The organism is Caballeronia calidae, from assembly GCF_900044055.2.
In the GTDB taxonomy this organism is placed as follows: domain Bacteria; phylum Pseudomonadota; class Gammaproteobacteria; order Burkholderiales; family Burkholderiaceae; genus Caballeronia; species Caballeronia calidae.
In genome coordinates this window covers 20,117-46,010 of the sequence record NZ_FCOX02000033.1, presented here as the reverse complement: position 1 = coordinate 46,010, position 25,894 = coordinate 20,117, and the positions used below count along the sequence as shown (strand labels likewise).

Sequence of the window (25,894 nt, the reverse complement as noted above, 5' to 3'; positions counted from 1 at the left end):
GCCTATCGTGAGAGTCTTTCGCGGCCTCCCCAATGCCGAAAGCCGGGCGCCCTGCGCACTGACCATCGGCAACTTCGACGGTGTCCATCGCGGTCACCAGGCGCTGCTCGCGCACGTGCGGGCCGCGGCCGACGCGCGCGGCCTGCCGGTCTGCGTGATGACCTTCGAGCCGCATCCGCGCGAGTTCTTCAATCCGTCGGGCGCGCCGCCGCGCATCGCGATGCTGCGTGACAAGCTCGAAGCGCTGCGCACCAACGGCGTCGATCGCGTGGTGGTCGAGCATTTCAACAAGACGTTCGCGAGCCAGTCGCCGGATACGTTCGTGAAGAACGTCATCGTCGACGGCCTGCACGCGCGCTGGGTGATGGTCGGCGACGACTTCTGCTACGGCGCGAAACGCGCGGGCAATTTCGCTTCGCTGAAGGCCGCCGGCGAACAGCACGGCTTCGAAGTCGAGCAGATGGCCACCGTCGCGCATCCGAACGGCGCGCGCATTTCGTCGTCGTCGGTGCGGACGTCGCTCGTCGCGGGCGATCTCGACGCGGCGCAGGTCGCGCTCGGGCGTCCGTACATCATCAGCGGGCACGTCGTGCACGGCGCGAAGCTCGGCCGCGATCTCGGCTTTCCCACGCTGAACCTGCCGATCGCGCACAAGCGCCCGGCGCTCGCGGGCATTTTCGTCGTGCGCGTGCACGGTCTCGCCGATGAACCGCTGCCCGCCGTGGCGAGTCTCGGCCTGCGGCCGACCGTCGACGATTCCGGCCGCGTGCTGCTCGAAGTCTTCGTGCTCGACTGGCACGGCGACGCCTACGGCAAGCTCGTGCGCGTCGAGTTCCTCAAGAAGCTGCGCGACGAAGAAAAGTACGTCGACCTCGAAACGCTCGGCGCCGCCATCGCGAAGGACGTCGACAACGCGCGCGCGTACTTCGGCCTGCCGCCCGCGAGCAACGCCGGCAGCCGCGCCACGGGCTTCGCCATTTCGGCCACCGATCGAATTAGGTGAGCGCGCGGCGCTTCATGCGCCGCTCGCTGCCCCGCTTACCGATCATCGCGCGCCCAGACAAGCGCCGTCTCACCGAATTCACTGAGTCACCCATGAGCGACAAGAAAGAGAAAGCCTCCTCGAAGTACCCCGTCAACCTGCTCGACACGCCCTTCCCGATGCGCGGCGACCTGCCCAAGCGCGAGCCCGCGTGGGTCAAGGAATGGCAGGAAAACAAGCTCTACGAGAAGATCCGCGCGGCCTCGAAGGGCCGCAAGAAGTTCATCCTGCACGACGGCCCCCCGTATGCGAACGGTGACATCCACCTCGGCCACGCCGTCAACAAGATCCTGAAGGACATGATCGTCAAGGCGCGCAATCTCGCGGGCTTCGACGCCGTCTACGTGCCGGGCTGGGACTGCCACGGCATGCCGATCGAAATCCAGATCGAAAAGCAGTTCGGCAAGTCGCTGCCCGCCGCCGAAGTGATGCAGAAGGCGCGCGCGTACGCGGGCGAGCAGATCGAGAAGCAGAAAGTCGGGTTCCGGCGTCTGGGCGTGCTCGGCGACTGGGACAATCCGTACAAGACGATGAACTTCGCCAACGAAGCGGGCGAAATCCGCGCGCTCGGCAAGATCATGGAAAAGGGCTTCGTGTTCCGCGGCCTCAAGCCGGTGAACTGGTGCTTCGACTGCGGCTCGGCGCTGGCGGAAGCGGAAGTCGAGTACAAGGACAAGACCGATCCGACCATCGACGTGATGTTCGCGTTCGCGGAACCGGAGAAGACCGCGCAGGCGTTCGGACTGAACGCGCTGCCGAAGGCGGAAGGCGGCATCGTCATCTGGACGACGACGCCCTGGACCATCCCCGCCAACCAGGCGCTCAACGTGCATCCGGAGATCGTGTACGCGCTCGTCGATACGCCGCGCGGCCTGCTGATCCTGGCTCAGGAGCGCGTCGAGGCATGCCTGCAGACCTACGGCCTGACCGGTGAAGTCCTCGCGACGGCGGCCGGCGAGAAGCTCGCCAACCTGCGCTTCCATCATCCGCTCGCGGCCGCGCATCCGGGCTACAAGCGCACGTCGCCGGTCTATCTCGGCGACTACGTGACGACCGAAAGCGGCACGGGCATCGTGCACTCGTCGCCGGCGTACGGCGTCGAGGACTTCGTGTCGTGCAAGGCTCACGGCATGGCCGATTCCGACATCATCAATCCGGTGATGGGCGATGGCCGTTACATCGAATCGCTGCCGCTCTTCGGCGGCCTGTCGATCTGGAAGGCGAATCCGCAGATCGTCGAGGCGCTCGAAGGCGCGGGCTCGCTGCTCAAGAGCGAAAAGTACACGCACAGCTACATGCACTGCTGGCGCCACAAGACGCCGATCATCTATCGCGCGACCTCGCAATGGTTCGCCGGCATGGATGTGAAACCGAAGGACGGCGGCCGCACGCTGCGCGAGATCGCGCTCGAAGGCGTCGAGAACACGGCGTTCTATCCGTCGTGGGGCAAACAGCGTCTTTACAGCATGATCGCGAACCGCCCGGACTGGACGCTGTCGCGTCAGCGTCAATGGGGCGTGCCGATGGCGTTCTTCGTGCACAAGGAAACCGGCGAGCTGCATCCGCGCACGCTGGAGCTGCTGGAGGAAGTGGCGAAGCGCGTCGAGGAAGGCGGCATCGAGACGTGGCAGAAGCTCGATCCGCGCGAGCTGATCGGCGACGACGCCAACATGTACGAAAAGAACCGCGACACGCTCGACGTGTGGTTCGACTCCGGCACGACGCACTGGCACGTGCTGCGCGGCTCGCACAAGGATTCGCTGCAATTCCCAGCGGACCTGTACCTCGAAGGCTCTGACCAGCATCGCGGCTGGTTCCATTCGTCGCTCTTGACGGCATCGATGCTCGACGGCCGGCCGCCCTACGACGCGCTCCTCACGCACGGCTTCACCGTCGATGGCGAAGGCCGCAAGATGTCGAAGTCGCTCGGCAACGGCATCGATCCGCATGAAGTGTCGAACCGGCTGGGCGCGGAAATCATCCGCTTGTGGATCGCATCGACGGATTATTCGGGCGAACTCGCGATCTCCGAGGAAATCCTGAAGCGCGTGACGGAAACGTATCGCCGTATCCGCAACACGCTGCGCTTCCTGCTCGCGAACCTCTCAGACTTCGATTTCGACAAGAACGCGGTGCCGGTCCAGGACTGGCTCGAAATCGATCGCTACGCGGTCGCGCTCACGCGCAACCTGCAGGACGACGCCCTCTCGCACTACGAGAAGTACGAGTTCCATCCGGTCGTCGCGAAGATCGCGACGTTCTGCTCGGAAGATCTCGGCGGCTTCTATCTCGACGTGCTGAAGGATCGTCTCTACACGACGAAGCCCGATTCGCGCGAGCGCCGCAGCGCGCAGACGGCGCTGTTCCATATCGCGCACGGCTTGCTGCGTCTCGTCGCGCCGTATCTGTCGTTCACGGCGGAAGAAGCGTACAAGGTGCTCAAGCCGGGTCAGGAGACGATCTTCACCGAAGTGTTCGCAAGCTATCCGGACATCGCGAACGGCGGCGATCTGCTCGACAAGTGGACGCTCATCCGCAACGCGCGCGGCGACGTGACCAAGGCCCTCGAAGAAGCGCGCACGGCGAACCAGATCGGTTCGTCGCTGCAGGCGGAAGTCGTGGTGCGCGCGAGCGGCGCGCGTTACGACGCGCTGGCGAGCCTCGACGATGCACTGCGCTTCGTGCTGATCACTTCGTCCGCGAAGATCGAGAAGGTGGCGAGCGAAGCCGATGAAGGCGTGGACGTGACGGCATCGAGCTACATGAAGTGCGAGCGCTGCTGGCACTACTGCGCGGACGTCGGCTCGCACGCGGAGCATCCCGGCCTGTGCGGCCGCTGCTTCTCCAACCTCTTCGGCGCCGGCGAATCGCGAGGCGCAGCATAATGGCTCGAACGATGGCGAAACAAACTACCGGTAAAGCCGCGAGCAGCGGATCGCTCGCGCCGTGGCTCGGCGTCGCGCTGATCGTGATTCTGTTCGACCAGCTGACGAAGATCGCCGTGCAGCGCGTGTTCGCCTACGGCGATCCCCACGCGCTCACGCCGTTCTTCAACCTGCTGCTCGTCTACAACCGCGGCGCGGCGTTCAGCTTCCTCGCGATGGCGGGCGGCTGGCAGCGCTGGGCGTTCACGGCGCTGGGCGTGGTCGCGGCCGTGGTGATCTGCTACCTGCTCAAGAAGCACGCGACGCAGCGGCTCTTCTGTCTCGCGCTGTCGCTCATCATGGGCGGCGCGATCGGCAACGTGATCGACCGGATCGCGTACGGGCATGTCATCGACTTTCTGGACTTTCACGTGAACGCGTGGCACTGGCCCGCGTTCAACCTCGCCGACAGCGCGATCACCGTCGGCGCGGTGCTGCTCGTGTTCGACGAATTGCGGCGTGTGCGCGGTTCGCGTTGATGTTCACGATACGGCTCCGTCCCCCGAGCCGTATCCTTTTGCGACGGAGGCAAGTTGGAACTCGCAGGCAAACATCTCGTTTTGGGGCTGACCGGCGGCATCGCCTGCTACAAGATCGCTGAGTTGACGCGCTTGCTCATCAAGGCGGGCGCGACCGTGCAGATCGCGATGACCGAAGCGGCCACGCAGTTCATCACGCCCGTCACGATGCAGGCGCTCTCCGGCCGTCCCGTCTACACGTCGCAATGGGATGCGCGCATGCCGAACAACATGCCGCATATCGATCTCTCGCGCGAGGCCGATGCCATCGTCATCGCGCCCGCCTCCACCGACTTCATGGCCAAGCTCGCGCACGGCATGTGCGACGACCTGCTTTCCACGCTATGCATCGCGCGCGATTGTCCGCTGCTCGTCGTGCCCGCGATGAACCGGCAGATGTGGCAGAACCCGGCGACGCAGCGCAACGTGACGCAGCTTCGCGCGGACGGCGTCGAAGTACTCGGCCCTGACTCGGGTTCTCAGGCCTGCGGTGAAGTCGGCGATGGCCGCATGATCGAACCCGAAGCCGCGTTCGAAGCGATCTGCGCGTTCTTCCAGCCGAAGATCCTGCGCGGCCAGCGCGTCTTGATCACCGCCGGCCCGACCTTCGAGCCGCTCGATCCGGTGCGCGGCATCACCAATCGCTCGTCGGGGAAAATGGGTTTCGCGCTCGCGCGCGCGGCGGCGCAGGCTGGCGCGGACGTGCATCTCGTCGCGGGTCCCGTTTCGTTGCCGACGCCCTGGGGCGTGTATCGCGAAGACGTGCAGACCGCGCAGCAGATGCACGACGCCGTCATGGCCGCCACGCCCGATGCCGATATCTTCATTGCGGTCGCCGCGGTCGCGGACTGGCGCGTCGATCACGTCAGCGAGCAGAAGATCAAAAAGACCGCCGATACCTTGCCGGCGTTCAACTTCGTCGAGAATCCGGACATTCTCGCGTCGGTGGCGAAGCTGCCGAACCCGCCTTATTGCGTCGGCTTCGCGGCCGAAAGCGGCGATCTCGACGTGCACGGCGCGGAGAAGCGCAAGCGCAAAGGCGTGCCGTTGCTCATCGGCAATATCGGACAACTCACCTTCGGACGCGACGATAACGAAGTCGTGCTCTTCGAAGAAAGCGGCACGACACCGCTGCCCCGCGCCGACAAGCAGCAGCTCGCGCGCACGTTGATCGCGGAAATCGCCCGGCGTGCGCCGAAGACCGGCGGCCCGCTGCTCTCATGACACGATGACGAAACTCTCAGTTCTCGATCAGACGCCGGTCATCCACGGCCACACGACCGCCGACGCAATCGCCGCCACGCTCGATCTCGCACAGCTCGCCGACGATCTCGGCTACACGCGCTACTGGTGCGCGGAGCATCACGGTTTGTACGGCGTGTCGAACCCGTGCCCCGAGGTGATGCTCGCGCGCATCGGCAGCCTGACGAAGCACATCCGCATCGGCTCGGGCGGCGTGATGCTGCCGTATTACTCGTCGTTCAAGGTCGCCGAGCAGTTTCTGATGCTCGAAGCGCTGTTTCCGAATCGCGTGGATCTGGGCGTCGGACGCGCGCCCGGCGGCGACATGCGCACGGCACAGGCGGTCGCGGCCGGTTCGTACAATCGCGGCGACATCTTCCCGCAGCAGGTCGCGGAACTGGTCGCGCTCTTCAGTGGCACTCTTCCCGACGACTCGCTCGCCAAAGGCGTGCTGCTTCAACCGCAGATCGACACACGCCCCGAACTGTGGATGCTCGGCTCCAGCGATTTCGGCGGGATGCTCGCCGCGCAGCTCGGCATCCGCTTCGCGTTCGCGCATTTCATCAACGCGCAGTATGGGCATCGCGTGGCGGAGGCGTATCGCGAGCGCTTCACGCCGGGTCACGAAGAGAAGCCCTATCTCGCCGCGGCGGTGTTCGTCATCTGCGCGGATACCGATCGCGAAGCCGAGGCGCTCGAACGCGCCGTCGATCTGCGCCGCGTGCAGATGGCGTATGGGATCAATCAACCGATTCCATCCATCGCGCAAGGCATCTCGCAGGTTTACGGCGAACGCGAGCTCGCGGTGATCGCGCATGAGAAGGCGCGCAGCATCATCGGCACGCCGGAGCGCGTCACGGAAAAACTGCACGCACTGCAGGAACAATTCAACGCCGACGAACTGATCGTGCTCACGGTCTCCGGCAGCTACGCCGCGCGCACGCGGTCCTATCAACTCCTGGCCGAAGCCTTCGAGCTCGGCCGCTGAAGCCTCGATCCATGAAACTCGACGTCAAGATTCTCGACGCGCGCATGCGCGACTACATGCCCGCTTACGCCACGCCCGGCAGCGCGGGTCTCGATCTGCGCGCGTGTCTCGATGCGCCGCTCGTCATCGAGCCGCATCAGACGGTGCTCGTGCCAACGGGCCTCGCCATCCATCTCGCCGACGCCGGCTACGCCGCGATGATCCTGCCGCGCTCCGGTCTCGGCCACAAGCACGGCATCGTGCTCGGCAATCTGGTGGGCCTGATCGATTCGGATTACCAGGGCCAGCTGATGGTCTCGACGTGGAATCGCGGCGACACCGCGTTCACGCTCAATCCGATGGAGCGTCTCGCGCAAATGGTCATCGTGCCGGTCGTGCAGGCGCAGTTCAATATCGTCGACGACTTCGAGGCGAGCGAGCGTGGCGCGGGCGGTTTCGGCAGCACCGGCAAGCATTAATCCCCCAGGTTCCGACATTTTTAAGTGAGGCCGGGCTGCAATAGTCCGGCCTTATTATTTCTCGCCGTGTTTCAGCGCATCTCCGTTTTCACCTTTCAGATCTATCCTCATAATATTACGATGGCGCTAATTTTTCATGTTATTCTCATTTCTCCATCCATCAATCCAGGAGCGAATACACAAACAGATTTATTTCCAGAATCCATCGAATAGTTTTTTCGACATAAACGCTGAAATATCACCGATCTTCAGCGGATAATCGCGCGCATTACGTTCCGGGCAATAATCTGGGCATGCCCTCCCCGCAAGGCTACAGCTTCTCGCCACGCCTGGAGAGCAGCTCTTCCGCAACGCGCATTTTTCACCGGCATTCAAAAGAGGAAGCAATAGCGATATTTAATCTAAATTACTTAGCAATCCGAAATATATCTGTTTTTGTGAATCATTTATTTGTATCGTAATTCGACTTCACCTAAATATATTCAAGCCTCATCTCATATTAAGGTGATCGGATTCGACGGAATAAGATCAGGGAATCAATATATGAAGATCAGTTATGATGCAGTCGTTGGAGCGGGCGCCAATGAGTATTACGGCACGATCATCGTTTCCAACCTTCGCTATGAAGACAACAGCAAAGTCACCGTCAACGAGTACCTCGCATTCAATTTTAATTCGCCTGCGAACCTCGACTCCACGGCCATCCAGCCCAGTTATACCTCTTGGGTGACCGGCGGCATCACTGTGGAAACGTCGCAGCTTTCCGATGGCGTGTACAACGCCACGGCGACGCTCAGCTACACGCAGCCATACACGATGCAGCCAGCCGACCAGATCACGATCGGCATCAACGGCGATGTCGTCTCGAGTCCCGACACCTGGCTGAACTCATTCGTGTTTGCCGCAGATCAGCCTCCCGCCATCGAAGGGACGCTTACATGCACATGCCCGCCCGCGCCTAACCCCGCGCTCTCCAGCGTCACGCCCACGCTCACGCTCCAGCAGGGCAGCAACATCGTGACGATCCCGCTGCAATACGGCAAGACCAGCAACACACAAGTGGCGCAAGGCACCTACTCGGTGACCGCCAATCCCGTCAGCACGAGCGACCAGACCGTCATCGCGCCGCTTGTTGCTGACCCGAGCACGGTTACGATGGTGGCAGGCCAGACCACTTATCTCACTCTGGCTTTCGGCGCGGTCGAAACTTATTGCGCGCTCGACATCTCCATCGCATCGCTGACCGGGCTGGCCACGGAAACGCTGCAAGTCACCGTGACCGACATCCAAACGAGCCAGACGCTCGCGAGCTTCGCCGCGCGAACCAACAGTCTCACCTCGCTGCGCGAACTGCCTGCCTCGGGCAAGGCGCGTGTGACGATCAAGAACGTTGCCCTCAACGATGTCAACTACTCGTTCGAGATTCCGAACGTCAAGCTGGAGAATACGCTGTTGACTTTGACCATCGACGATTCGATGGTCACGTCGGCCGGCGTTCCCACTTCGGGGTACGTCAAGTTGCCTATCGATGTCACCGCGGCACAGGCCGTCGATCGGGACATCGAGCTACGGCTGATCGGCGACTCGATGAACTATGTTCAAACCGTTGCAGCGAAGACTGGAAAGACATCGTTCCCGGCACTCGTTCAGCCTGGGAACTACAGCGTGACGGCAAGCGATTTCATCAACTCGAGCGTCGTCTATGTCGTCGACGTGCCGTCGCAATTGAGCGTGGCAAAGGACGGCAGTACCCGGCTCGAGATGACCATCTCGCCGTCGGCGAATCTCGCGGTACGCGGCTTTCCGAACTATCTGTGCTTTGGCGGCTGCACGGACCTCGTCCCGAGCAATGAGGCGGACTTCGTGGAGGCGCGCACGACGTCGCTCTTCGACTATGCGGGGACGGACGGTGCTGGCGACGCGAACGTCTATCTGACCGACGATATGCAAACGCGAGCGACGATTTCGCTTGCCCGTTCGGTCGAAGCGGACCTGGGCAACGTTCAACCGGTACTCCCCGTACTCGTCTCCTATACCTGCAATCTGTCGCTCGGAGACACCCCAACCCAGCTCGCGAACGCCGATGCCCACGCGCACAGCTTCGCAAACTACATCCTCGCGCTGAACATCGCCAATGAGGCAATCGACCATAAGCATCCGGTGCCGGCGGGATTCATCGTGAACCCGGACTTCCTCGGCGCATGCCAGCAGGGCAACTATGGGCCGACTTACGCCATGCCGGTTCGCGCACCGCTACAGACCGCGCTCGACCACTGGTCGATCAGCGCGGCCATTCCCAGCGACATCACTGACACCATCGCCGGGTATGTGCTGGCGGTGAACTGGCTGACGCGCACCGTCGCGCCCGCCGTCACCTTCGGATGGCAGATCAATCTCTGGGGCGTCGGCTATTCGGAGTGGATCTATCAGGACGATATCGACCCGGCCCAAATGGCTCAGCAGACCGCCGACTACGTGGTGGACCTCGGCGTGTATTCGGGTCCCTACACGCCGGATTTCCTGGCCATCGACCGCTACGAAGCCGACGACTTCACGCAACGCGCCTACGTCAACGGATATTGCTACGGACCGCGGGAGTGGAACCGCTACTTCGACTTCTGCAAGGCGGTGAGCCGCGCGCTCAAGTTGCCGGTGATGCCCTGGCAGATTCCAGCGAGCCGCATACCCACGACGACCGACCCCGTGGCGGCGGATTTCGATTCGCAGCACTGGGGCACGGGGGGCAGCTGTCTGCTGGGCGATCCGGCGATCGGTTCGGATTACCACAATGTCAATCCGACGATTCTCGCGCTGCAGTTTCCCTCAGCGTTCCAGCAATACATGGGCAAGTCCGTGACGGATATGTTCATTCGCTCCGAGCCGTTCGACATCTCGAATCCGCTCTACGGCGACTTTCCGTTGCGCGGCATCTTCACGATATTGCTGGGCGGGGGCGCGACGACCGGCATCGTAGCCGCCATCGGCAATCCGGAACCATGGGTCAGACAGAAGCTGAACGCTTACATGAATAACCCGATCTCGTTCAACCAGTAAGCCCGTCGAAACCGCTGGCGTCCGCCCATGCCGGGCGCACCACAAAAAAAAACGGCGCGGTCGAAACCGCGCCGTTTTTGCTTCTGCAGACCCCTTCGGTCAATCCACTTCGATTGCTTCCGGATTCGGATTGCGCGGCGGTGCCGAGTTCTCGTCGAACGTGAGCTGCACCTTGTCGTCCGCGTCGACATCCACCGTCACGCGGCCGCCGTTGACCAGCTTGCCGAAGAGCAGCTCGTCGGCCAACGCACGACGGATCGTGTCCTGGATCAGACGCTGCATTGGCCGCGCGCCCATCAGCGGATCGAAACCGTGCTTCGCGAGATGCTTGCGCAGCGCATCGGTGAAGACCGCATCGACCTTCTTCTCGTGCAGCTGATCTTCGAGCTGCATGAGGAACTTGTCGACCACGCGCAGGATGATTTCCTCGTCCAGCGAGCGGAAGCTGATGATCGCATCCAGGCGGTTGCGGAACTCCGGCGTGAACATGCGCTTGATGTCGGCCATTTCGTCGCCCGACTCGCGGCGCGATGTGAAGCCGATCACCGCCTTGCCCATCGCCTCGGCGCCCGCGTTCGTCGTCATGATGATGATGACGTTGCGGAAATCCGCCTTGCGTCCGTTGTTGTCCGTCAGCGTGCCGTGGTCCATGACCTGCAGCAGCACGTTGTAGATGTCCGGATGCGCCTTCTCGATTTCATCGAGCAGCAGCACGCAGTGCGGCTTCTTCGTGACGGCTTCGGTCAGGAGACCGCCCTGATCGAACCCGACATAGCCCGGCGGCGCGCCGATCAGACGGCTCACCGCGTGACGCTCCATGTACTCCGACATGTCGAAGCGCAGCAGTTCGATGCCGAGCGTGAACGCCAGCTGCTTCGCGACCTCGGTCTTGCCGACGCCAGTCGGGCCGGAGAACAGGAACGCGCCGATCGGCTTGTCCAGCTTGCCGAGACCCGCGCGCGCCATCTTGATCGATGCCGACAGCGCGTCGATGGCCGGATCCTGTCCGAACACGACAGCCTTGAGATCGCGATCGAGCGTCTGGAGCTTGCTGCGGTCATCCTGCGACACGCTCTGCGCCGGCACGCGCGCGATCTTCGAGATGATCTCTTCGATCTCCGCCTTGCCGATGGTCTTCTTCTGCTTCGACTTCGGCAGGATGCGTTGCGCCGCGCCCGCTTCGTCGATCACGTCGATGGCCTTGTCCGGCAGATGACGATCCGTGATGAAGCGCGCCGACAGTTCCGCCGCCGCCGACAGCGCCCCCGACGAGTACTTCACGCCGTGATGCTCTTCGAAGCGCGTCTTGAGGCCGCGCAGGATCGCAACCGTCTGCTCGACCGTCGGTTCGGTGACATCGACCTTCTGGAAACGCCGCGACAGCGCCGCATCCTTCTCGAAGATGCCGCGATATTCCGTGAACGTGGTCGCGCCGATGCACTTCAGCTGCCCCGACGACAACGCCGGCTTCAGCAGGTTCGATGCATCGAGCGTGCCGCCCGATGCCGCGCCCGCGCCGATCAGCGTGTGGATTTCGTCGATGAACAGAATGGCGTGCGGACGCTCCTTCAGTTCCTTCAGCACCGTCTTCAGACGTTGCTCGAAATCGCCGCGATATTTCGTGCCCGCGAGCAGCGCGCCCATGTCGAGCGAATACACCTGCGCGTCGGCCAGAATGTCCGGCACTTCGCCGCGCGTGATGCGCCACGCGAGACCTTCGGCGATCGCGGTCTTGCCGACGCCAGCTTCACCGACGAGCAGCGGATTGTTCTTGCGGCGGCGGCACAGGACCTGCACCACGCGCTCGACTTCCATCTCGCGGCCGATCAGCGGATCGATCTTGCCGTCCTTCGCGAGCTGGTTGAGATTCTGTGTGAACTGGGCGAGCGGTGTTTCTTTCTGCGCGGCGGCGTCTTCCGATTCCGGATTGGTTTCGCTGTTCGCCTTCGCGGCATCGCCGCTGTTGGTCTTCGCAATCCCGTGCGAAATGAAATTCACGACATCCAGACGCGTCACGCCCTGCTGCTGCAGGTAGTACACCGCGTGCGAGTCCTTCTCGCCGAAGATCGCGACCAGCACGTTTGCGCCGGTCACTTCCTTCTTGCCGTTCGAGGTCGATTGCACGTGCATGATCGCGCGCTGGATCACGCGCTGGAAACCAAGCGTCGGCTGAGTATCGACGTCGTCCGTGCCCGGCACGGTCGGCGTGTTGTCATGAATGAAATTGCGCAGGTTCTGACGCAAATCTTCGATATTGGCTGCGCAGGCGCGCAACACCTCAGCCGCGGTCGGATTGTCCAACAGGGCGAGCAGCAGATGCTCGACCGTTATGAACTCATGCCGCGCCTGACGTGCTTCCATAAACGCCATGTGCAGACTGACTTCCAGTTCCTGGGCAATCATGCTTCCTCCATCACGCACTGCAGCGGGTGCCCCGCTTGCCGTGCATGGCTAACGACTTGCTCAACTTTGGTCGACGCAATATCTCGCGTGTAGACCCCACAAACTCCCCTGCCTTCGCGATGAACCTTCAGCATGATCTGCGTCGCAGTCTCACGATCCTTATTGAAGTATTCCTGCACGATCATCACGACGAATTCCATCGGCGTGAAGTCGTCATTCAGCAGCACCACCTTGTACATGGCCGGCTTCTTGAGCTTCTGCTCCTGCCGCTCCAGTACCGTGCCATCCTGCTTGTTGGGATTGATCGCCATACACCCATTCTAAACAACACGGACGCCCTCGCAATTGCCGCTCCAGCACCGACCATCCGGTCGGAATGAAACACTGAAAGTGCGTATGCGCAGCTGTCGTCCATCGAATCCTGCCGCTGCCCAACGTTTTGGCGCGGCCCGCTTGCACCTCGTCGAATCCAGTATCGCACAGCTTCAAAAAAAACAAACCGAACACCAAGGCGTCGCGGGCCGCCGGGTATCACACAAGTGAGTCGATTATGCGACTTTTCAAGATGACGTGCTTGGACGGCAGCGCACACGCAAAGCAGGAATTACCCTACAAATGCGGTCCATGCAACGAGCTTAACGGCTGTCCCAAAAATTCCTTGACACCCGATTTAAGAGATTTAACAATCAAACTGGCACTTTTTTCCGGGGGCCAACCGCGGACGAAAAAAGAGGCCGAGGTGAGCTTGTGAGGAGGGGGCGGTCACATTGTGGGGTGGCCGTTGAGCTTTTCGAGCGTGCTCAGGTCGCGACGAGAGTTAGAGGGGAAGTACGAATGTCTACTGGTACGGTCAAGTGGTTCAACGACGCGAAAGGCTACGGATTCATCACGCCCGATGAAGGCGGCGAGGATCTGTTTGCACATTTCTCGGCGATTCAAATGAACGGTTTCAAGACGCTCAAAGAAGGCCAGAAGGTCAGCTTCGAGATCGTCCAGGGACCGAAAGGCAAACAGGCATCGAACATCCAGGACGCTGTCTGACCGTTCGATCGAACTTTGCCTCGTAAAACCCGGCCTTCGCGCCGGGTTTTTTTCGCTCCGTATCCTGCACATATATGAGGCAGGCGCGCCGAATAAAAACCCCGGAAAGCGTAGGCCTTCCGGGGTTTTTATTTAACACGTCGAATCGAGGTGAGTCCTCACATATTCTCGATCATCACCTGTCCGAAGCCCGAACACGACACCTGGGTCGCGCCTTCCATCAGCCGTGCAAAGTCGTAGGTGACGCGCTTCGACAGAATGGACTGCTCCATCGACGAAATGATCCGGTCGGCCGCCTCCACCCAGCCGAGATGGCGCAGCATCATTTCAGCCGAGAGAATCTCCGAGCCGGGGTTCACGTAATCCTTGCCCGCGTATTTCGGCGCCGTGCCGTGCGTCGCTTCGAACATCGCGACGGAATCCGACATGTTCGCGCCCGGCGCGATGCCGATGCCGCCGACCTGCGCCGCGAGCGCGTCCGAGATGTAGTCGCCGTTGAGATTCAGCGTTGCGATGACATCGTATTCGGCGGGACGCAGCAGAATTTGCTGGAGAAACGCATCGGCGATCACGTCCTTCACGACGATGTCATTGCCCGACTTCGGATTCTTCACTTTCATCCACGGGCCGCCGTCGATCAGCTCCGCGTTGAATTCCCTCTGGGCGAGCGCATAGCCGTAGTCGCGGAACGCGCCTTCGGTGAACTTCATGATGTTGCCCTTGTGCACGAGCGTCACCGAGCGGCGGTCGTTGTCGATCGCGTACTGGATCGCCTTGCGCACGAGCCGCTCCGTGCCCTCGCGCGACACCGGCTTGACGCCGATTCCCGACGATTCCGGAAAGCGGATTTTCGTCACGCCCATTTCCTCGCGCAGGAACTTGATGACCTTCTTCGCCTCCGGGGAATCCGCCGCCCACTCGACACCCGCGTAGATGTCCTCCGAGTTCTCGCGGAAGATCACCATGTCGATTTTCTCCGGCTCGCGCACCGGCGACGGCACGCCCTTGAAGTAGCGCACCGGCCGCAGGCACACATAAAGATCGAGTTGTTGACGAAGCGCAACGTTTAGCGATCGGATGCCGCCGCCGACGGGCGTCGTGAGCGGCCCCTTGATCGACACCACATAGTCCTTCACCGCTTCGAGCGACTCGTCGGGCAGCCATACGTCGGGGCCGTAGACGCGCGTCGCCTTTTCGCCCGCGAAGATTTCCATCCATTGAATCTTGCGCTTGCCGCCGTAGGCTCTTTCCACTGCGGCATCGACGACCTTGAGCATCACCGGCGTGATGTCGACGCCCGTGCCGTCGCCCTCGATATACGGGATGATCGGCCGATCAGAGACGTTGAGCGAGTTATCCGCGTTGACGGTGATCTTGTCACCGTCCGCCGGAACCTTGATGTGCTGATACGGCATGGTCGACTCCAGATAAGTCCGGGCTTGTATGGAAGCAAACTGATTAGAGAAGCAACGCGATGCAGCATGCGCGGGCGTTGCGGCACGCGATGATGGTCACAACACCATTTTAACCATGCTGGCCTGCCCCGGCGCGCCCGGAACGGCCGTGCGCATGCATTAAGATGCCGCATTCGATCAAAGCGCCCCGCTCAGAGTTTTCGATGCCGCTCCTCGCCCTCAACAAGCCCTTCGGCACCATCTGCCAGTTTTCCGCGCATGAGACGCGCGCCTCGCTCGGCGACTGGGTGAAGACGCCGGGCGTGTATCCTGCCGGCCGGCTCGACGCGGACAGCGAAGGCCTGCTCCTGCTCACCGACGACGGCGCGCTGCAGGCGCGCATCGCGGAGCCGCGTCACAAGCTCGTGAAGCGCTATTGGGCGCAAGTAGAAGGCGCACCCGACGATGCCGCGCTTGCGCGTCTCGCGAAAGGCGTCGATCTCGGCGACTTCGTGACGCAGCCCTGCCGCACCGCGTACGTCGCTCAAGATGACATCGATGCGCTCTGGCCGCGCACGCCGCCGATCCGCTATCGCGCCGCCATCCCGACGACGTGGATCGAGCTCGCCATCACCGAAGGCAAGAACCGGCAGGTCAGGCGCATGACGGCGGCCATCGGTTATCCGACCTTGCGGCTCGTGCGCGTCGCGATCGGCGCCCTCGATATCTTCGCGCTCGGCATCGCGCCCGGCGAGAGCGTGGAGGTCGCACCTCGCGCACCGTGGCAACGCGTTCGTTGAATCGCATTCAACTATCTCGCAAATAAGAAACGTCAAAGCGTGAATTGCGGCGCGCTTAAACAATGTGTCATCAAGTTCGAGTAGTGCGTGTCGCGCATCGAATATTTTTTTGGTCTGCTGCGCAATTCTCTGTAAATCACGTCAACCGACTCCGCGCACGACGCGTTAAGGGCCTCAGATGCCGCGTAAAGCTATCCGGCATGAGCGAACAACCGATTACAACAACCTGTGTGCTCCAGGGTGTTTGAAAGGTTCAAGCGTTCACGGCCATATCGAAAATCAATTTGTCGATATGACTGTCAACCGAAAGGTAGGTGGCTCGTTTACCGACATGACTCAATGACCGGGTCGTTTGGTTAATTTACTCAAGCTGAGGATTCACAAGATGAACAAACTGATCGCTGCTCTCGTCGCTGGCCTGTTCGCAACGGCTGCATTCGCACAAGAAGCTTCGGCTCCGGCTGCTGCTGCTCCGGCTGCTGCTTCGGCACCGGCTCACAAGGCGCACAAGTCGTCGACGCACAAGACGTCGCACCATAAGTCGACGCACAAGAAGGCCGCTGCTTCGGCACCGGAAGCCGCTTCGGCAGCTCAGTAAGTTCGTTGTAAGAGGCGGTATAGCGAAGTCAAGAACGAGTTGTACCGCCGTTCTTACGGCGTTGAAGGGCAGATGGCCGCGAGGCATCTGCCCTTTTGTTTTGGGTTTGGTGTACTGCGGCTGCGCATCGAGTAACATGCGCGGGGCCGCCGGATTTCCGGCGCAATGATCGTCTTGAGAGGAGCATCGTCGTGAAGCTGTTGTTGCGTGCCCTGGTGTCCCCATTCCGTTCCACGGCTTCGGCCCGCCGCTCGCGCATCGCCGCGCTCGTCCGCGCGTGCGTGATCGCGTCGATGCTGCCGTTCGCCGCGCTGCCGCTCGCGCAGGCGCAGACGATGCCCCCGGGCGCGAAGCAGCCGTCCGATTTCCCGCGTGCGAAACTCACCGCGGGCATGTACGTGATCGACGCCGCCGTCGCCGCGAGCGATGCCGACCGCGAGCAGGGACTCATGTATCGCACGAAGCTCGCACCGAACGAAGGCATGCTCTTCGTGTTCAATGAAAATGCCGTCCACTGCTTCTGGATGAAGAACACGTTGATCCCGCTGTCGATCGCGTTCATTCGCGCGGACGGCACGATCACCGACATCGACGAGATGCAGGCGGAGACGGAGAACAATCACTGTCCGCGCAACAACGGCGTGTACGCGCTCGAAATGTCGAAGGGCTGGTTCGCCGCGAAGGGCATCAAGCCCGGCATGCAGATCAAGGGCCTGCCACGCGCGCAGTGAGCGCGCAGTGAGCGCACATCGAGCATCGCATCGAACATGAAAACCGGCGAGTCATCGCCGGTTTTTTTTCGCCTGCGCGCGGCGTGCAAGCGCCTCTGCAAGAGCTGGCAAGAATCCTGCAAAGACCCTGCCGACGCGCTATCCTAAAAAGATTCAGCGCGACGCTCTCGCGTTGGCTACACACGCCGCGCTGACTCTATCAACAGGAGGTTCACGTGCCCCGCAAGACTCCCATCGAGCGCTATCGGAACATCGGGATCAGCGCTCACATCGATGCCGGCAAAACGACTACTACCGAGCGCATCCTTTTCTACACCGGCGTGACGCACAAGATCGGCGAAGTGCACGACGGCGCGGCCACGATGGACTGGATGGAGCAGGAGCAGGAACGCGGCATCACGATCACCTCGGCAGCAACGACCGCCTTCTGGAAAGGCATGGCCGGCAATTATCCGGAACACCGCATCAATATCATCGACACGCCGGGGCACGTCGACTTCACCATCGAAGTCGAGCGCTCGATGCGCGTGCTCGACGGCGCGTGCATGGTCTACGACTCCGTCGGCGGCGTGCAGCCGCAGTCGGAAACCGTGTGGCGTCAGGCGAACAAGTACAAGGTGCCGCGCATCGCGTTCGTCAACAAGATGGATCGCGTCGGCGCGGACTTCTTCCGCGTGCAGCGTCAGATCGGCGAGCGCCTCAAAGGCGTCGCGGTGCCGATCCAGATTCCGATCGGCGCGGAAGATCATTTTCAGGGCGTCGTCGATCTCGTGAAGATGAAGGCGATCGTCTGGGACGACGACAGCCAGGGCATCAAGTTCACCTACGAGGAGATTCCCGACAACCTCAAGGCGCTCGCGCACGAGTGGCGCGAGAAGATGGTCGAGGCGGCGGCAGAAGCGAGCGAGGACCTGCTCGAAAAATATCTCGAAGACCACGAGAGCCTGACCGAGGACGAGATCAAGGCGGCGATCCGCAAGCGCACCATCGCCAATGAAATCGTGCCGATGCTCTGCGGCAGCGCCTTCAAGAACAAGGGCGTGCAGGCGATGCTCGACGCGGTGATCGACTATCTGCCCTCGCCCGTCGACGTGCCCGCGATTCTCGGCCACACCGAGGACGACAAGGAAGCGGAGCGTCATCCGAGCGACGACGAGCCGTTCTCCGCGCTCGCGTTCAAGATCATGACCGACCCGTTCGTCGGCCAGCTGATCTTCTTCCGCGTGTATTCGGGCGTGGTCGAATCGGGCGACACGGTCTACAACCCGGTGAAGGAAAAGAAGGAGCGGCTCGGGCGCATCCTGCAGATGCACGCGAACGAGCGCAAGGAAATCAAGGAAGTGCGCGCGGGCGACATCGCGGCGGCGGTCGGCCTGAAGGAAGCGACGACCGGCGACACGCTGTGCGATCCGGCTCACATCATCATCCTCGAGCGGATGATCTTCCCCGATCCGGTGATCTCGCAGGCCGTCGAGCCGAAGACCAAGGCGGACCAGGAAAAGATGGGCATCGCGCTCAATCGTCTCGCGCAGGAAGACCCGTCGTTCCGCGTGGCGACCGACGAGGAATCCGGCCAGACGATCATCTCCGGCATGGGCGAGCTGCACCTCGAAATTCTCGTCGACCGGATGAAGCGCGAGTTCGGCGTCGAGGCGACGGTCGGCAAGCCGCAGGTCGCGTATCGCGAAACGGTGCGCAACAAGGTCGAGGATGTCGAAGGCAAGTTCGTCAAGCAGTCGGGCGGACGCGGCCAGTACGGTCATGCGGTGATCGCGCTGGAGCCGGATCCGGGCAAGGGCTACGAGTTCGTCGACCAGATCAAGGGCGGCGTGATTCCGCGCGAATTCATTCCGGCGGTCGACAAGGGTATTCAGGAGACGTTGAAGGCCGGCGTGCTCGCGGGTTATCCGGTCGTCGACGTGAAGGTGCGGCTGACCTTCGGCTCGTATCACGATGTCGATTCGAACGAAAACGCGTTCCGCATGGCCGGCTCGATTGCGTTCAAAGAAGCGATGCGCAAGGCGAAGCCCGTGCTCCTCGAACCGATGATGGCCGTCGAAGTGGAAACACCCGAAGAGTTCATGGGCAACGTGATGGGCGATCTCTCGGGACGGCGCGGCATCGTGCAGGGCATGGAGGACATCGCGGGCGGCGGCGGCAAGCTCGTGCGCGCGGAAGTGCCGCTCGCCGAGATGTTCGGCTACTCCACGTCGCTGCGATCGCTCACGCAAGGCCGCGCGACCTACACGATGGAGTTCAAGCACTACGCGGAGACGCCGTCGAACGTGTCGGAGGCGATCATCAACTCGAAAGCGAAATGATCGCGGCCTAAACGTGTAGTATCGGAAGTCCGTTGCCCGCTCCGTTGGTGGCGGCAACGGACTTTTCATATCCGTAGACGAAAACGACATGAGCGACGCACATCAGCATATCGATTGGCGCGAACACGGCGTCAAGGTCATCAGGGGCGATCAGCTCGACACCAACACGCCGCAGACGCCCGGCATGAACCGCGCGGCGGCGATCAACGCGGCGCGCGTCGGCGCGCAGAAGATCTGGGCCGGCACGGTCACGATCCATCCGAATGCGAAGACGGGCGCGCATCATCATGGCGCGCTCGAAAGCGTCATCTATGTCGTGCGCGGCCAGGCGCGCATGCGCTGGGGCGAGCACCTCGAATTCACCGCCGAGGCCGGTCCCGGCGACTTCATCTTCGTGCCGCCCTACGTGCCGCATCAGGAAATCAACGCCAGCACCGACGATCCGCTCGAATGCGTGCTCGTGCGCAGCGACAACGAAGCGGTGGTGGTGAATCTGAACATCGATGCCGTGGAGAAGCCCGAGGAAGTCTATTGGGTCGATCCGATTCACAAGCATCCTCACGATCACTGAAGCGGGCACGGCGCGCGCCATGAGGACGATGCGGCGCGCTCCTTGCTATCTGCGCCTGAATGCGCCGCGCAATCAACGCAAGCGGCGCGGTCGAGCCGTACGCGCGTGGCGACGGCAGCGAACAACTACAACGGAAAAGCACCGATGAAGAAATCTTCGACCGACGCGCATCTCCTCGAACAGGCGCGCGCGCACGCGGGCGAGCTGGGCAATCACGCGATCGACGAATTCATGGCCGGGCGGCTCACGCGCCGCGAGCTGCTGCGCCATGCGAGCGTACTCGGCTTCGCGCTGACGGCGGGCGGCATCTTCGGCATGACGGGCGCGCGTGCGCAAGGCGCGGGCAAGCCCGGCGGCACGATCCGCGTCGCGCATCTGATGCCCGCGGGCGCCGTCGATCCGCTCACGGTGACGGATGCATCCGGTCTCGCGCTCATCAATCAGACGGGCGAATTCCTGATCGACGACGACAGCGAGCATCTCACCTTGCGCCCCGCGCTCGCGCTGTCGTGGTCGTCGAATGCGAAGGGCGACGTGTGGACCTTCAAGCTGCGCCCGAACGTGAAGTTCCACGACGGCCAGCCGATGACCGCGAAGGACGTCGTCGCGACCTTCAACCGCCTGTCCGATCCGAACGCGGGCTCGGCGGCGCTTTCCGTGTTGAAGGGCGTGCTGTCGAAGGACTCGGCGAAGGCCGTCGACGATCACACCGTCGAGTTCCATCTCGATGCCCCCAACGGCAATTTCCCGTATTACGTTTCCTCGAACACGTATAACGCCGTGATTCTCCCGGCGAATTTCGCCGGGCCCTACGAGAAGTCGTTCATGGGCACGGGCGCGTTCAAGCTGGAGAAATACACGCCGAAGGTCGGTGCGTCGTTCGTGCGCAATCCCGACTACTGGGGCGAAAAGGCGCTGCCCGATCGCGTGCAGTTTTCCTTCTACGCGGACCAGCAGGCGCAACTCCTCTCGATGCAAGGCCGCCAGGCCGACGTGATGAGCGACTTCACCGTGCAGGGCGGCGTCGCGATGCTCAGCAATCCGCAATTCAAGGTGCTCGGCACGAAGTCGAGCTCGCATCGGCAGATGCACATGCGCTGCGACACGGGCGCGTTCAAGGACAAGCGCGTGCGTCAGGCGCTCGCGCTCGCGATCGATCGCGAAGTCATCGTGAAGGGCCTGTTCCGCGGCCGCGCGCAGGTCGGCAACGACAGCCCGTTCGCGCCCGTGTTTCCGTCGAGCGATCTGACCGTGCCGCAACGCAAGATCGACGTCGCGCAAGCCAAGAAGTTGATGAGCGAAGCAGGCGTCGCGAACGGTTTCGACGTCACGCTCACGACCGAAAAGTACATGGAGATTCCCGATCTCGCGGTCGTCGTGCAGAACGCGGCGAAGGCGATCGGCATCCGCATCCAGTTGAAGGTCGAAAGCCAGGATCTGTATTACGGCTCCGGCACCTTCGGCAAGTCGGACTGGCTGGATTCGCCGCTCGGCATCACGGATTACGGGCATCGCGGCGTGCCGAACGTGTTCCTCAACGCGCCCCTGACGAGCGGCGGCACCTGGAACGCGGCGCACTTCAAGAATCCCGAATACGACAAGCTCGTCGCGCAGTTCGTCGCTGCGTTGGATGTCGCGTCGCAGAAGAAGCTGTCGGGCCAGATCCAGCGCCTGCTGCTCGACGAAACGCCGGTCGTGATCCCCTACTTCTACGACCAGTTGATCGTCACGCGCGCAAACGTCTCCGGCGTGCGTTTCAACGCCATTTCGCAGATGTGGTTCGACCGCGCGACGGTCACGGCGTAGATGAGCACGATCACGCCAACGGCACGCGTCACTGATTTCGCGAGAATGCGGCGCGTCGTGCGCTTCATCGGCGTGCGGCTCCTGCTCGCGCTCGTCACGCTGTGGCTTCTGTCGATGATCGTCTTCGCGGGCGGCCAGCTTTTGCCCGGCGACGTCGGCCGCGCGATTCTCGGCCCGCTCGCCGATGCGCGCGCGGTCGCGGCGCTCAATCATCAACTGGGCGTGGACCGGCCGCTCCTCACGCAATACACGAGCTGGATCAGCCACTTCCTGCGCGGCGACATGGGCGAGTCGTACGCGTTTCGCGCGCCGGTCGCGCCGTTCATCGGCAGCGCGCTGTGGAACTCGGCGAAGCTCGGCGCGCTCGCGTTCGTCGTGGTGGTGCCGCTCGGCATCGCGGGCGGCGTGTATGCGGCGCTGCATTCCGGGCGCTGGATCGATCGCGTGATCAGCATCGGCGGCCTGACGGCGACGGTCGTGCCCGAGTTCGTGTCGTCGATCGTGCTGATCCTGATCTTCGGCGTGTGGCTGCAATGGCTGCCGATCGAGGCGACCGCGCCCGCCGACGCGAACATCCTCGTGCAACTGAAACATCTGATCCTGCCGGTGCTGCCGCTCGTGTTCGTGTTCTTCGGCTATATCGCGCGGATGGCGCGTGCGGGCACCGTCGAGGCGCTCGATGCCGACTACACGCGCACCGCGATTCTCAAGGGCCTGCCGCAGCGCGTCGTGATCGTGCGGCACGTGCTGCGCAATGCGCTCCTGCCGACCGTGACCGTCGCCGCGACGCAGCTCGGCTACATGATCGGCGGGCTCGTCGTCGTGGAGACGCTGTTTCACTATCAGGGCATCGGCTCGCTGATCTACAACGCAGCGAAGGCGAAGGACTTTCCGATGCTCGAAGCGGGCGTGCTGACCATCGGCGTGATCTATACGGCGGCGAATCTGATCGCGGATGCGCTCTATGTCGTGCTGAATCCGCGCCTGCGCACGGGAGCCTCGCGATGAGCACGGCCACCGCCACGCCGCCGTCGAAGGCGCGCCGATACGAAGCGCTCGGCGCGCTGCTGCGCTCGGCGACTTTCGATCTCGGCGTGCTGATCCTGCTCTTCTGGGTCGCGTGCGCGCTCTTCGGCCACTGGCTCGTGCCGCAGGACCCCTACGCGTCCGATCCGCTCAACTCGCTCGGCGCGCCGTCCGCCGATCACTGGTTCGGCACCGATCAACTCGGCCGCGACGTATTCGCGCGCGTGATCGTCGGCTCGCGCGACATCCTGACGATCGCGCCGCTCGCGACGCTGCTCGGCACGGCCGCGGGCACGGCGATCGGCCTCGTCGTCGGCTATTTCGACGGCTGGGTCGATGCCGCCATCGGCCGCGTGATCGACGCGCTCCTCGCCCTGCCGCTCGTGATCGTCGCGCTGCTCGCGCTGGCGGCGGTCGGCGCGAGCAACACGACGGTGATTCTCGTGATCGGCCTGACCTTCGCGCCGATCACCGCGCGCACCGTGCGCGCCGCCGTGCTGAGCGAGCGCCATCTCGACTACGTGCTCGCGGCGCAATTGCGCGGCGAGAACGCGCTCTACATCATGTTCGCGGAGATCCTGCCGAACGTGCTGCCGCCGATCATCGTGGAAGCGACCGTGCGGCTCGGCTACGCGATCTTCGCCGTCGCGACGCTCTCGTTCCTCGGCTTCGGCATCCAGCCGCCATCGGCCGACTGGGGCCTCGCGCTGTCCGAAAGCTACACGCTGATGGCGGGCGGCGCGTGGTGGACCGTCGTCTTCGATGCCGCCGCGATCGCATCGCTGGTCGTCGCGGTGAACCTCGTCGCGGATGCCGTGCAGGGAGTGCTCGACCGATGAACGGACCGCCGCCATCGGCCTTCCCCACGTTCGGCGCCGCGAAAGGCGATCAGGCCGACGCGCTCACGATCATCGGGCTCACCGTCGCCTATCGCTCGCGCGGACGCGAGCGCGAAGTGCTGCAGGACGTAACGCTGCGCGTGCAGCGCGGCGAGGCGTACGGGCTCGTCGGCGAATCGGGTTGCGGCAAATCGACGGCCGCGCTCGCCGTGCTGCGCTACCTGCCGCGCAACGGGCGCGTGAAGGCGGGCCGCATCGCGATCGCGGGGCGAGACGTCGCCTCGCTCGATGCCGACGCGCTGCGCGGCATGCGCGCCAATGCCGTGTCGATGGTCTATCAGGATCCGGGACGCGCGCTGAATCCGTCGCTGACGATCGCGCGGCAAGTGTCCGAAGCGTTCGAGGTCACGGGCGCCTCCGCCGACGAAGCGCTGTCCCGCACCGCCGAGATGCTCAGGCGCGTGCGCATCGCCTCGCCCGAACGCGTGATGGAGAGTTATCCGCATCAACTCTCGGGCGGCATGCAGCAGCGCGTCGTCATCGCGATGGCGCTCGCGTGCAATCCCGAACTGCTGATTCTCGACGAGCCGACCACCGGCCTCGACGCCACGGTCGAAGCCGAAGTGCTCGACCTCATCGCGCAATTGCGTGCCGAGCTCGGCACGGCCGTGCTCTTCATCAGCCACAACCTCGCGGTGATCGGACGCATGTGCGATCGCGTCGGCGTGCTGTACGCGGGCAAGCTCGTCGAGGAAGGCGCGACCGCCGATGTGTTCGCGAAGCCGCGCCATCCGTACACGGTCGGCCTGCTGCGCTGCCTGCCGCGCGAAGGCCGCGGCAAGGAGACGGGGCGTCTCGACACGATTCCCGGCTCGCTTCCGCTGCCGGGCTCGATCGCGCAGGGCTGCATCTTCGCGCCGCGCTGCAAGCTCGCCGACGAACGCTGCCTGAAGGACGCGCCGCCGCCGTATCGCGTCGCGTCGGCGCACGGCGGCCAGATGGCGCGCTGTCACTATCACGAGCGCGCGGAAACGCTGCCGCGCTCCGCCGACGACGCCCCGATGCCGATGACCGATGGCGGACATCGGCCGCTCGCGCTATCGGCGCGCAATCTGTCGAAGACCTTCCGCGTCGGCGATGAAGACGTGCGCGCCGTTCAGGATGTCTCGCTCGATCTCGTGCAAGGCGAAACGCTCGGCCTCGTCGGCGAATCGGGCAGCGGCAAGACCACGCTCGCGAAACTGCTGCTCGGCCTCGTGTCGCCGGACAAGGGCGCGTCGCTCGAACTCGACGGCGCGACCCTGCCCGAGCGCGTGACCCGGCGCAGCGAGGAACAGGTGAAGTCGCTGCAGATCGTCTTCCAGAATCCCGATTCCGCGCTGAACCGCGCGCATTCGGTGCGGCGCCTGATCGCGCGTTCCTTGTCGAAGCTCGCGGCGCTGCGCGGCGAAGCGAAAGAGGAACGCCTGCATACGCTGACCGAAGCCGTGCGCCTGCCGGAGCGCTATCTCGGCGCGCGCACGCGGCAACTGTCGGGCGGGCTGAAGCAGCGTGTCGCGATCGCGCGGGCGTTCGCGGGCGACCCGCGCGTCGTCGTCTGCGACGAACCGACATCGGCGCTCGACGTCTCCGTGCAGGCCGCGATCCTCAACCTGCTCGCGGACTTGCAGCGCGAACGGCGCGTGAGCTACGTGTTCATCTCGCACGATCTGCATGTGGTGCGCTATCTGTCGGATCGCATCGCGGTGCTGTACCTCGGGCGCATCATGGAAATCGGGCGCGCGGCCGCGGTCTTCGACGGCCCGCAGCATCCGTACACGGAAGCGTTGCTGTCGTCGGTGCCATCGATCGACGGAACGCATGCGAAGCGCATCCGGCTGTCGGGCGAATTGCCGAGCGCGGCGAATCCGCCATCGGGATGCGTGTTTCATACGCGCTGCCCGCGCAAAATCGGCGAGATCTGCGAGACCGAGACGCCGCCGTGCCGCGACGCCGGCGACGGCCACGCGATTCACTGCCACATTCCCGTCGACGAACTGCGCGCGCTGCAGCGGCAGGCAAGCTGAGCTCGCGCAAGGCGAAGCGGCGTTTCATCGGAACCAAAGCGGCGCCGCGCGTCTCTCATCGGTTCATGTCCA

At 63.1% G+C, this 25,894-nt stretch carries 20 protein-coding genes; 17 read left to right on the top strand and 3 right to left on the bottom strand.

Features of this window, described 5'->3' with window-relative positions:
- The first annotated feature begins 7 nt into the window (after positions 1 to 7).
- From AWB78_RS25925 to AWB78_RS25895, 7 genes are all read left to right on the top strand, one after another.
- Positions 8 to 1,003 (top strand): bifunctional riboflavin kinase/FAD synthetase, encoded by a 996-nt coding sequence (locus AWB78_RS25925; protein WP_062608820.1) that lies wholly within the window; start codon positions 8 to 10, stop codon positions 1,001 to 1,003.
- A 92-nt stretch (positions 1,004 to 1,095) separates the two neighbouring features.
- Positions 1,096 to 3,927 carry an isoleucine--tRNA ligase gene (gene ileS, locus AWB78_RS25920; protein ID WP_062608879.1) on the top strand — a complete coding sequence of 944 codons (2,832 nt, stop codon included), beginning with the start codon at positions 1,096 to 1,098 and terminating at the stop codon, positions 3,925 to 3,927.
- Positions 3,927 to 4,445, top strand: coding sequence for a signal peptidase II (gene lspA, locus AWB78_RS25915; protein ID WP_062608819.1), 519 nt, complete (start codon positions 3,927 to 3,929; stop codon positions 4,443 to 4,445). Before ileS ends, lspA begins: the two co-directional genes overlap by 1 nt.
- Before the next feature lie 54 nt (positions 4,446 to 4,499).
- Positions 4,500 to 5,708, top strand: a complete 1,209-nt coding sequence (gene coaBC, locus AWB78_RS25910; protein WP_062608818.1) for a bifunctional phosphopantothenoylcysteine decarboxylase/phosphopantothenate--cysteine ligase CoaBC — start codon at positions 4,500 to 4,502, stop codon at positions 5,706 to 5,708.
- A gap of 4 nt (positions 5,709 to 5,712) precedes the next feature.
- Positions 5,713 to 6,714, top strand: a complete 1,002-nt coding sequence (locus AWB78_RS25905; protein WP_062608817.1) for an LLM class flavin-dependent oxidoreductase — start codon at positions 5,713 to 5,715, stop codon at positions 6,712 to 6,714.
- 11 nt (positions 6,715 to 6,725) lie between these two features.
- Entirely contained in the window at positions 6,726 to 7,172 is a 447-nt protein-coding gene (gene dut, locus AWB78_RS25900) for a dUTP diphosphatase (RefSeq protein WP_062608816.1), read from the top strand.
- 543 nt (positions 7,173 to 7,715) lie between these two features.
- Positions 7,716 to 10,226 (top strand): hypothetical protein, encoded by a 2,511-nt coding sequence (locus AWB78_RS25895; RefSeq protein ID WP_062608815.1) that lies wholly within the window; start codon positions 7,716 to 7,718, stop codon positions 10,224 to 10,226.
- A 99-nt stretch (positions 10,227 to 10,325) separates the two neighbouring features.
- Here the strand turns inward: AWB78_RS25895 and clpA are convergent, their stop codons facing one another.
- Both clpA and clpS read right to left on the bottom strand, forming a co-directional pair.
- Entirely contained in the window at positions 10,326 to 12,629 is a 2,304-nt protein-coding gene (gene clpA / locus AWB78_RS25890) for an ATP-dependent Clp protease ATP-binding subunit ClpA (protein ID WP_062608814.1), read from the bottom strand.
- Positions 12,626 to 12,940: an ATP-dependent Clp protease adapter ClpS gene (gene clpS, locus AWB78_RS25885; protein ID WP_008351199.1), complete on the bottom strand. Its 315-nt coding sequence runs from the start codon at positions 12,938 to 12,940 to the stop codon at positions 12,626 to 12,628. Before clpS ends, clpA begins: the two co-directional genes overlap by 4 nt.
- Before the next feature lie 523 nt (positions 12,941 to 13,463).
- Between clpS and AWB78_RS25880 the strand changes: the two genes are divergently transcribed.
- Positions 13,464 to 13,670 (top strand): cold-shock protein, encoded by a 207-nt coding sequence (locus tag AWB78_RS25880; protein WP_041730164.1) that lies wholly within the window; start codon positions 13,464 to 13,466, stop codon positions 13,668 to 13,670.
- Positions 13,671 to 13,828: 158 nt separating this feature from the next.
- Here the strand turns inward: AWB78_RS25880 and icd are convergent, their stop codons facing one another.
- The gene (gene icd / locus AWB78_RS25875; RefSeq protein ID WP_062608813.1) at positions 13,829 to 15,085 is read right to left on the bottom strand and encodes an NADP-dependent isocitrate dehydrogenase; all 1,257 of its coding nucleotides are present in this window, start codon (positions 15,083 to 15,085) and stop codon (positions 13,829 to 13,831) included.
- Between the two features lie 203 nt (positions 15,086 to 15,288).
- Between icd and AWB78_RS25870 the strand changes: the two genes are divergently transcribed.
- The 9 genes from AWB78_RS25870 to AWB78_RS25835 all read left to right on the top strand — a co-directional run bounded on the left by AWB78_RS25870 (position 15,289) and on the right by AWB78_RS25835 (position 25,822).
- Positions 15,289 to 15,864 (top strand): pseudouridine synthase, encoded by a 576-nt coding sequence (locus tag AWB78_RS25870; RefSeq protein WP_062608878.1) that lies wholly within the window; start codon positions 15,289 to 15,291, stop codon positions 15,862 to 15,864.
- Positions 15,865 to 16,249: 385 nt separating this feature from the next.
- A complete protein-coding gene (locus AWB78_RS43850; protein ID WP_074173537.1) occupies positions 16,250 to 16,462 on the top strand; it encodes a hypothetical protein in 213 nt (70 codons plus the stop codon).
- A gap of 293 nt (positions 16,463 to 16,755) precedes the next feature.
- Positions 16,756 to 17,193, top strand: coding sequence for a DUF192 domain-containing protein (locus AWB78_RS25865; protein ID WP_062608877.1), 438 nt, complete (start codon positions 16,756 to 16,758; stop codon positions 17,191 to 17,193).
- A 215-nt stretch (positions 17,194 to 17,408) separates the two neighbouring features.
- Complete coding sequence (gene fusA, locus AWB78_RS25860; protein WP_062608812.1) at positions 17,409 to 19,514, top strand: elongation factor G; 2,106 nt, start codon at positions 17,409 to 17,411, stop codon at positions 19,512 to 19,514.
- Between the two features lie 88 nt (positions 19,515 to 19,602).
- Complete coding sequence (locus AWB78_RS25855) at positions 19,603 to 20,085, top strand: cupin domain-containing protein (protein ID WP_062608811.1); 483 nt, start codon at positions 19,603 to 19,605, stop codon at positions 20,083 to 20,085.
- A 144-nt stretch (positions 20,086 to 20,229) separates the two neighbouring features.
- Entirely contained in the window at positions 20,230 to 21,891 is a 1,662-nt protein-coding gene (locus AWB78_RS25850; protein WP_062608876.1) for an ABC transporter substrate-binding protein, read from the top strand.
- A complete protein-coding gene (locus tag AWB78_RS25845; RefSeq protein WP_062608810.1) occupies positions 21,892 to 22,899 on the top strand; it encodes an ABC transporter permease in 1,008 nt (335 codons plus the stop codon).
- A complete protein-coding gene (locus AWB78_RS25840; protein WP_062608809.1) occupies positions 22,896 to 23,756 on the top strand; it encodes an ABC transporter permease in 861 nt (286 codons plus the stop codon). Before AWB78_RS25845 ends, AWB78_RS25840 begins: the two co-directional genes overlap by 4 nt.
- Positions 23,753 to 25,822 carry an ABC transporter ATP-binding protein gene (locus AWB78_RS25835; protein WP_062608808.1) on the top strand — a complete coding sequence of 690 codons (2,070 nt, stop codon included), beginning with the start codon at positions 23,753 to 23,755 and terminating at the stop codon, positions 25,820 to 25,822. The genes AWB78_RS25840 and AWB78_RS25835 overlap by 4 nt, the downstream gene beginning before the upstream one ends.
- Positions 25,823 to 25,894: the final 72 nt, after the last annotated feature.

Excerpts from the sequence above, each read along its gene's own strand:
- ileS (WP_062608879.1), top strand. The coding sequence starts at position 1,096 with ATGAGCGACAAGAAAGAGAAAGCCTCCTCGAAGTACCCCGTCAACCTG.
- lspA (WP_062608819.1), top strand. The coding sequence starts at position 3,927 with ATGGCTCGAACGATGGCGAAACAAACTACCGGTAAAGCCGCGAGCAGC.
- AWB78_RS25905 (WP_062608817.1), top strand. The coding sequence starts at position 5,713 with ATGACGAAACTCTCAGTTCTCGATCAGACGCCGGTCATCCACGGCCAC.
- dut (WP_062608816.1), top strand. The coding sequence starts at position 6,726 with ATGAAACTCGACGTCAAGATTCTCGACGCGCGCATGCGCGACTACATG.
- AWB78_RS25895 (WP_062608815.1), top strand. The coding sequence starts at position 7,716 with ATGAAGATCAGTTATGATGCAGTCGTTGGAGCGGGCGCCAATGAGTAT.
- clpA (WP_062608814.1), bottom strand. The coding sequence starts at position 12,629 with ATGATTGCCCAGGAACTGGAAGTCAGTCTGCACATGGCGTTTATGGAA.
- clpS (WP_008351199.1), bottom strand. The coding sequence starts at position 12,940 with ATGGCGATCAATCCCAACAAGCAGGATGGCACGGTACTGGAGCGGCAG.
- AWB78_RS25880 (WP_041730164.1), top strand. The coding sequence starts at position 13,464 with ATGTCTACTGGTACGGTCAAGTGGTTCAACGACGCGAAAGGCTACGGA.
- icd (WP_062608813.1), bottom strand. The coding sequence starts at position 15,085 with ATGCCGTATCAGCACATCAAGGTTCCGGCGGACGGTGACAAGATCACC.
- AWB78_RS25870 (WP_062608878.1), top strand. The coding sequence starts at position 15,289 with ATGCCGCTCCTCGCCCTCAACAAGCCCTTCGGCACCATCTGCCAGTTT.
- AWB78_RS43850 (WP_074173537.1), top strand. The coding sequence starts at position 16,250 with ATGAACAAACTGATCGCTGCTCTCGTCGCTGGCCTGTTCGCAACGGCT.
- AWB78_RS25865 (WP_062608877.1), top strand. The coding sequence starts at position 16,756 with ATGCTGCCGTTCGCCGCGCTGCCGCTCGCGCAGGCGCAGACGATGCCC.
- AWB78_RS25855 (WP_062608811.1), top strand. The coding sequence starts at position 19,603 with ATGAGCGACGCACATCAGCATATCGATTGGCGCGAACACGGCGTCAAG.
- AWB78_RS25850 (WP_062608876.1), top strand. The coding sequence starts at position 20,230 with ATGAAGAAATCTTCGACCGACGCGCATCTCCTCGAACAGGCGCGCGCG.
- AWB78_RS25845 (WP_062608810.1), top strand. The coding sequence starts at position 21,892 with ATGAGCACGATCACGCCAACGGCACGCGTCACTGATTTCGCGAGAATG.
- AWB78_RS25840 (WP_062608809.1), top strand. The coding sequence starts at position 22,896 with ATGAGCACGGCCACCGCCACGCCGCCGTCGAAGGCGCGCCGATACGAA.
- AWB78_RS25835 (WP_062608808.1), top strand. The coding sequence starts at position 23,753 with ATGAACGGACCGCCGCCATCGGCCTTCCCCACGTTCGGCGCCGCGAAA.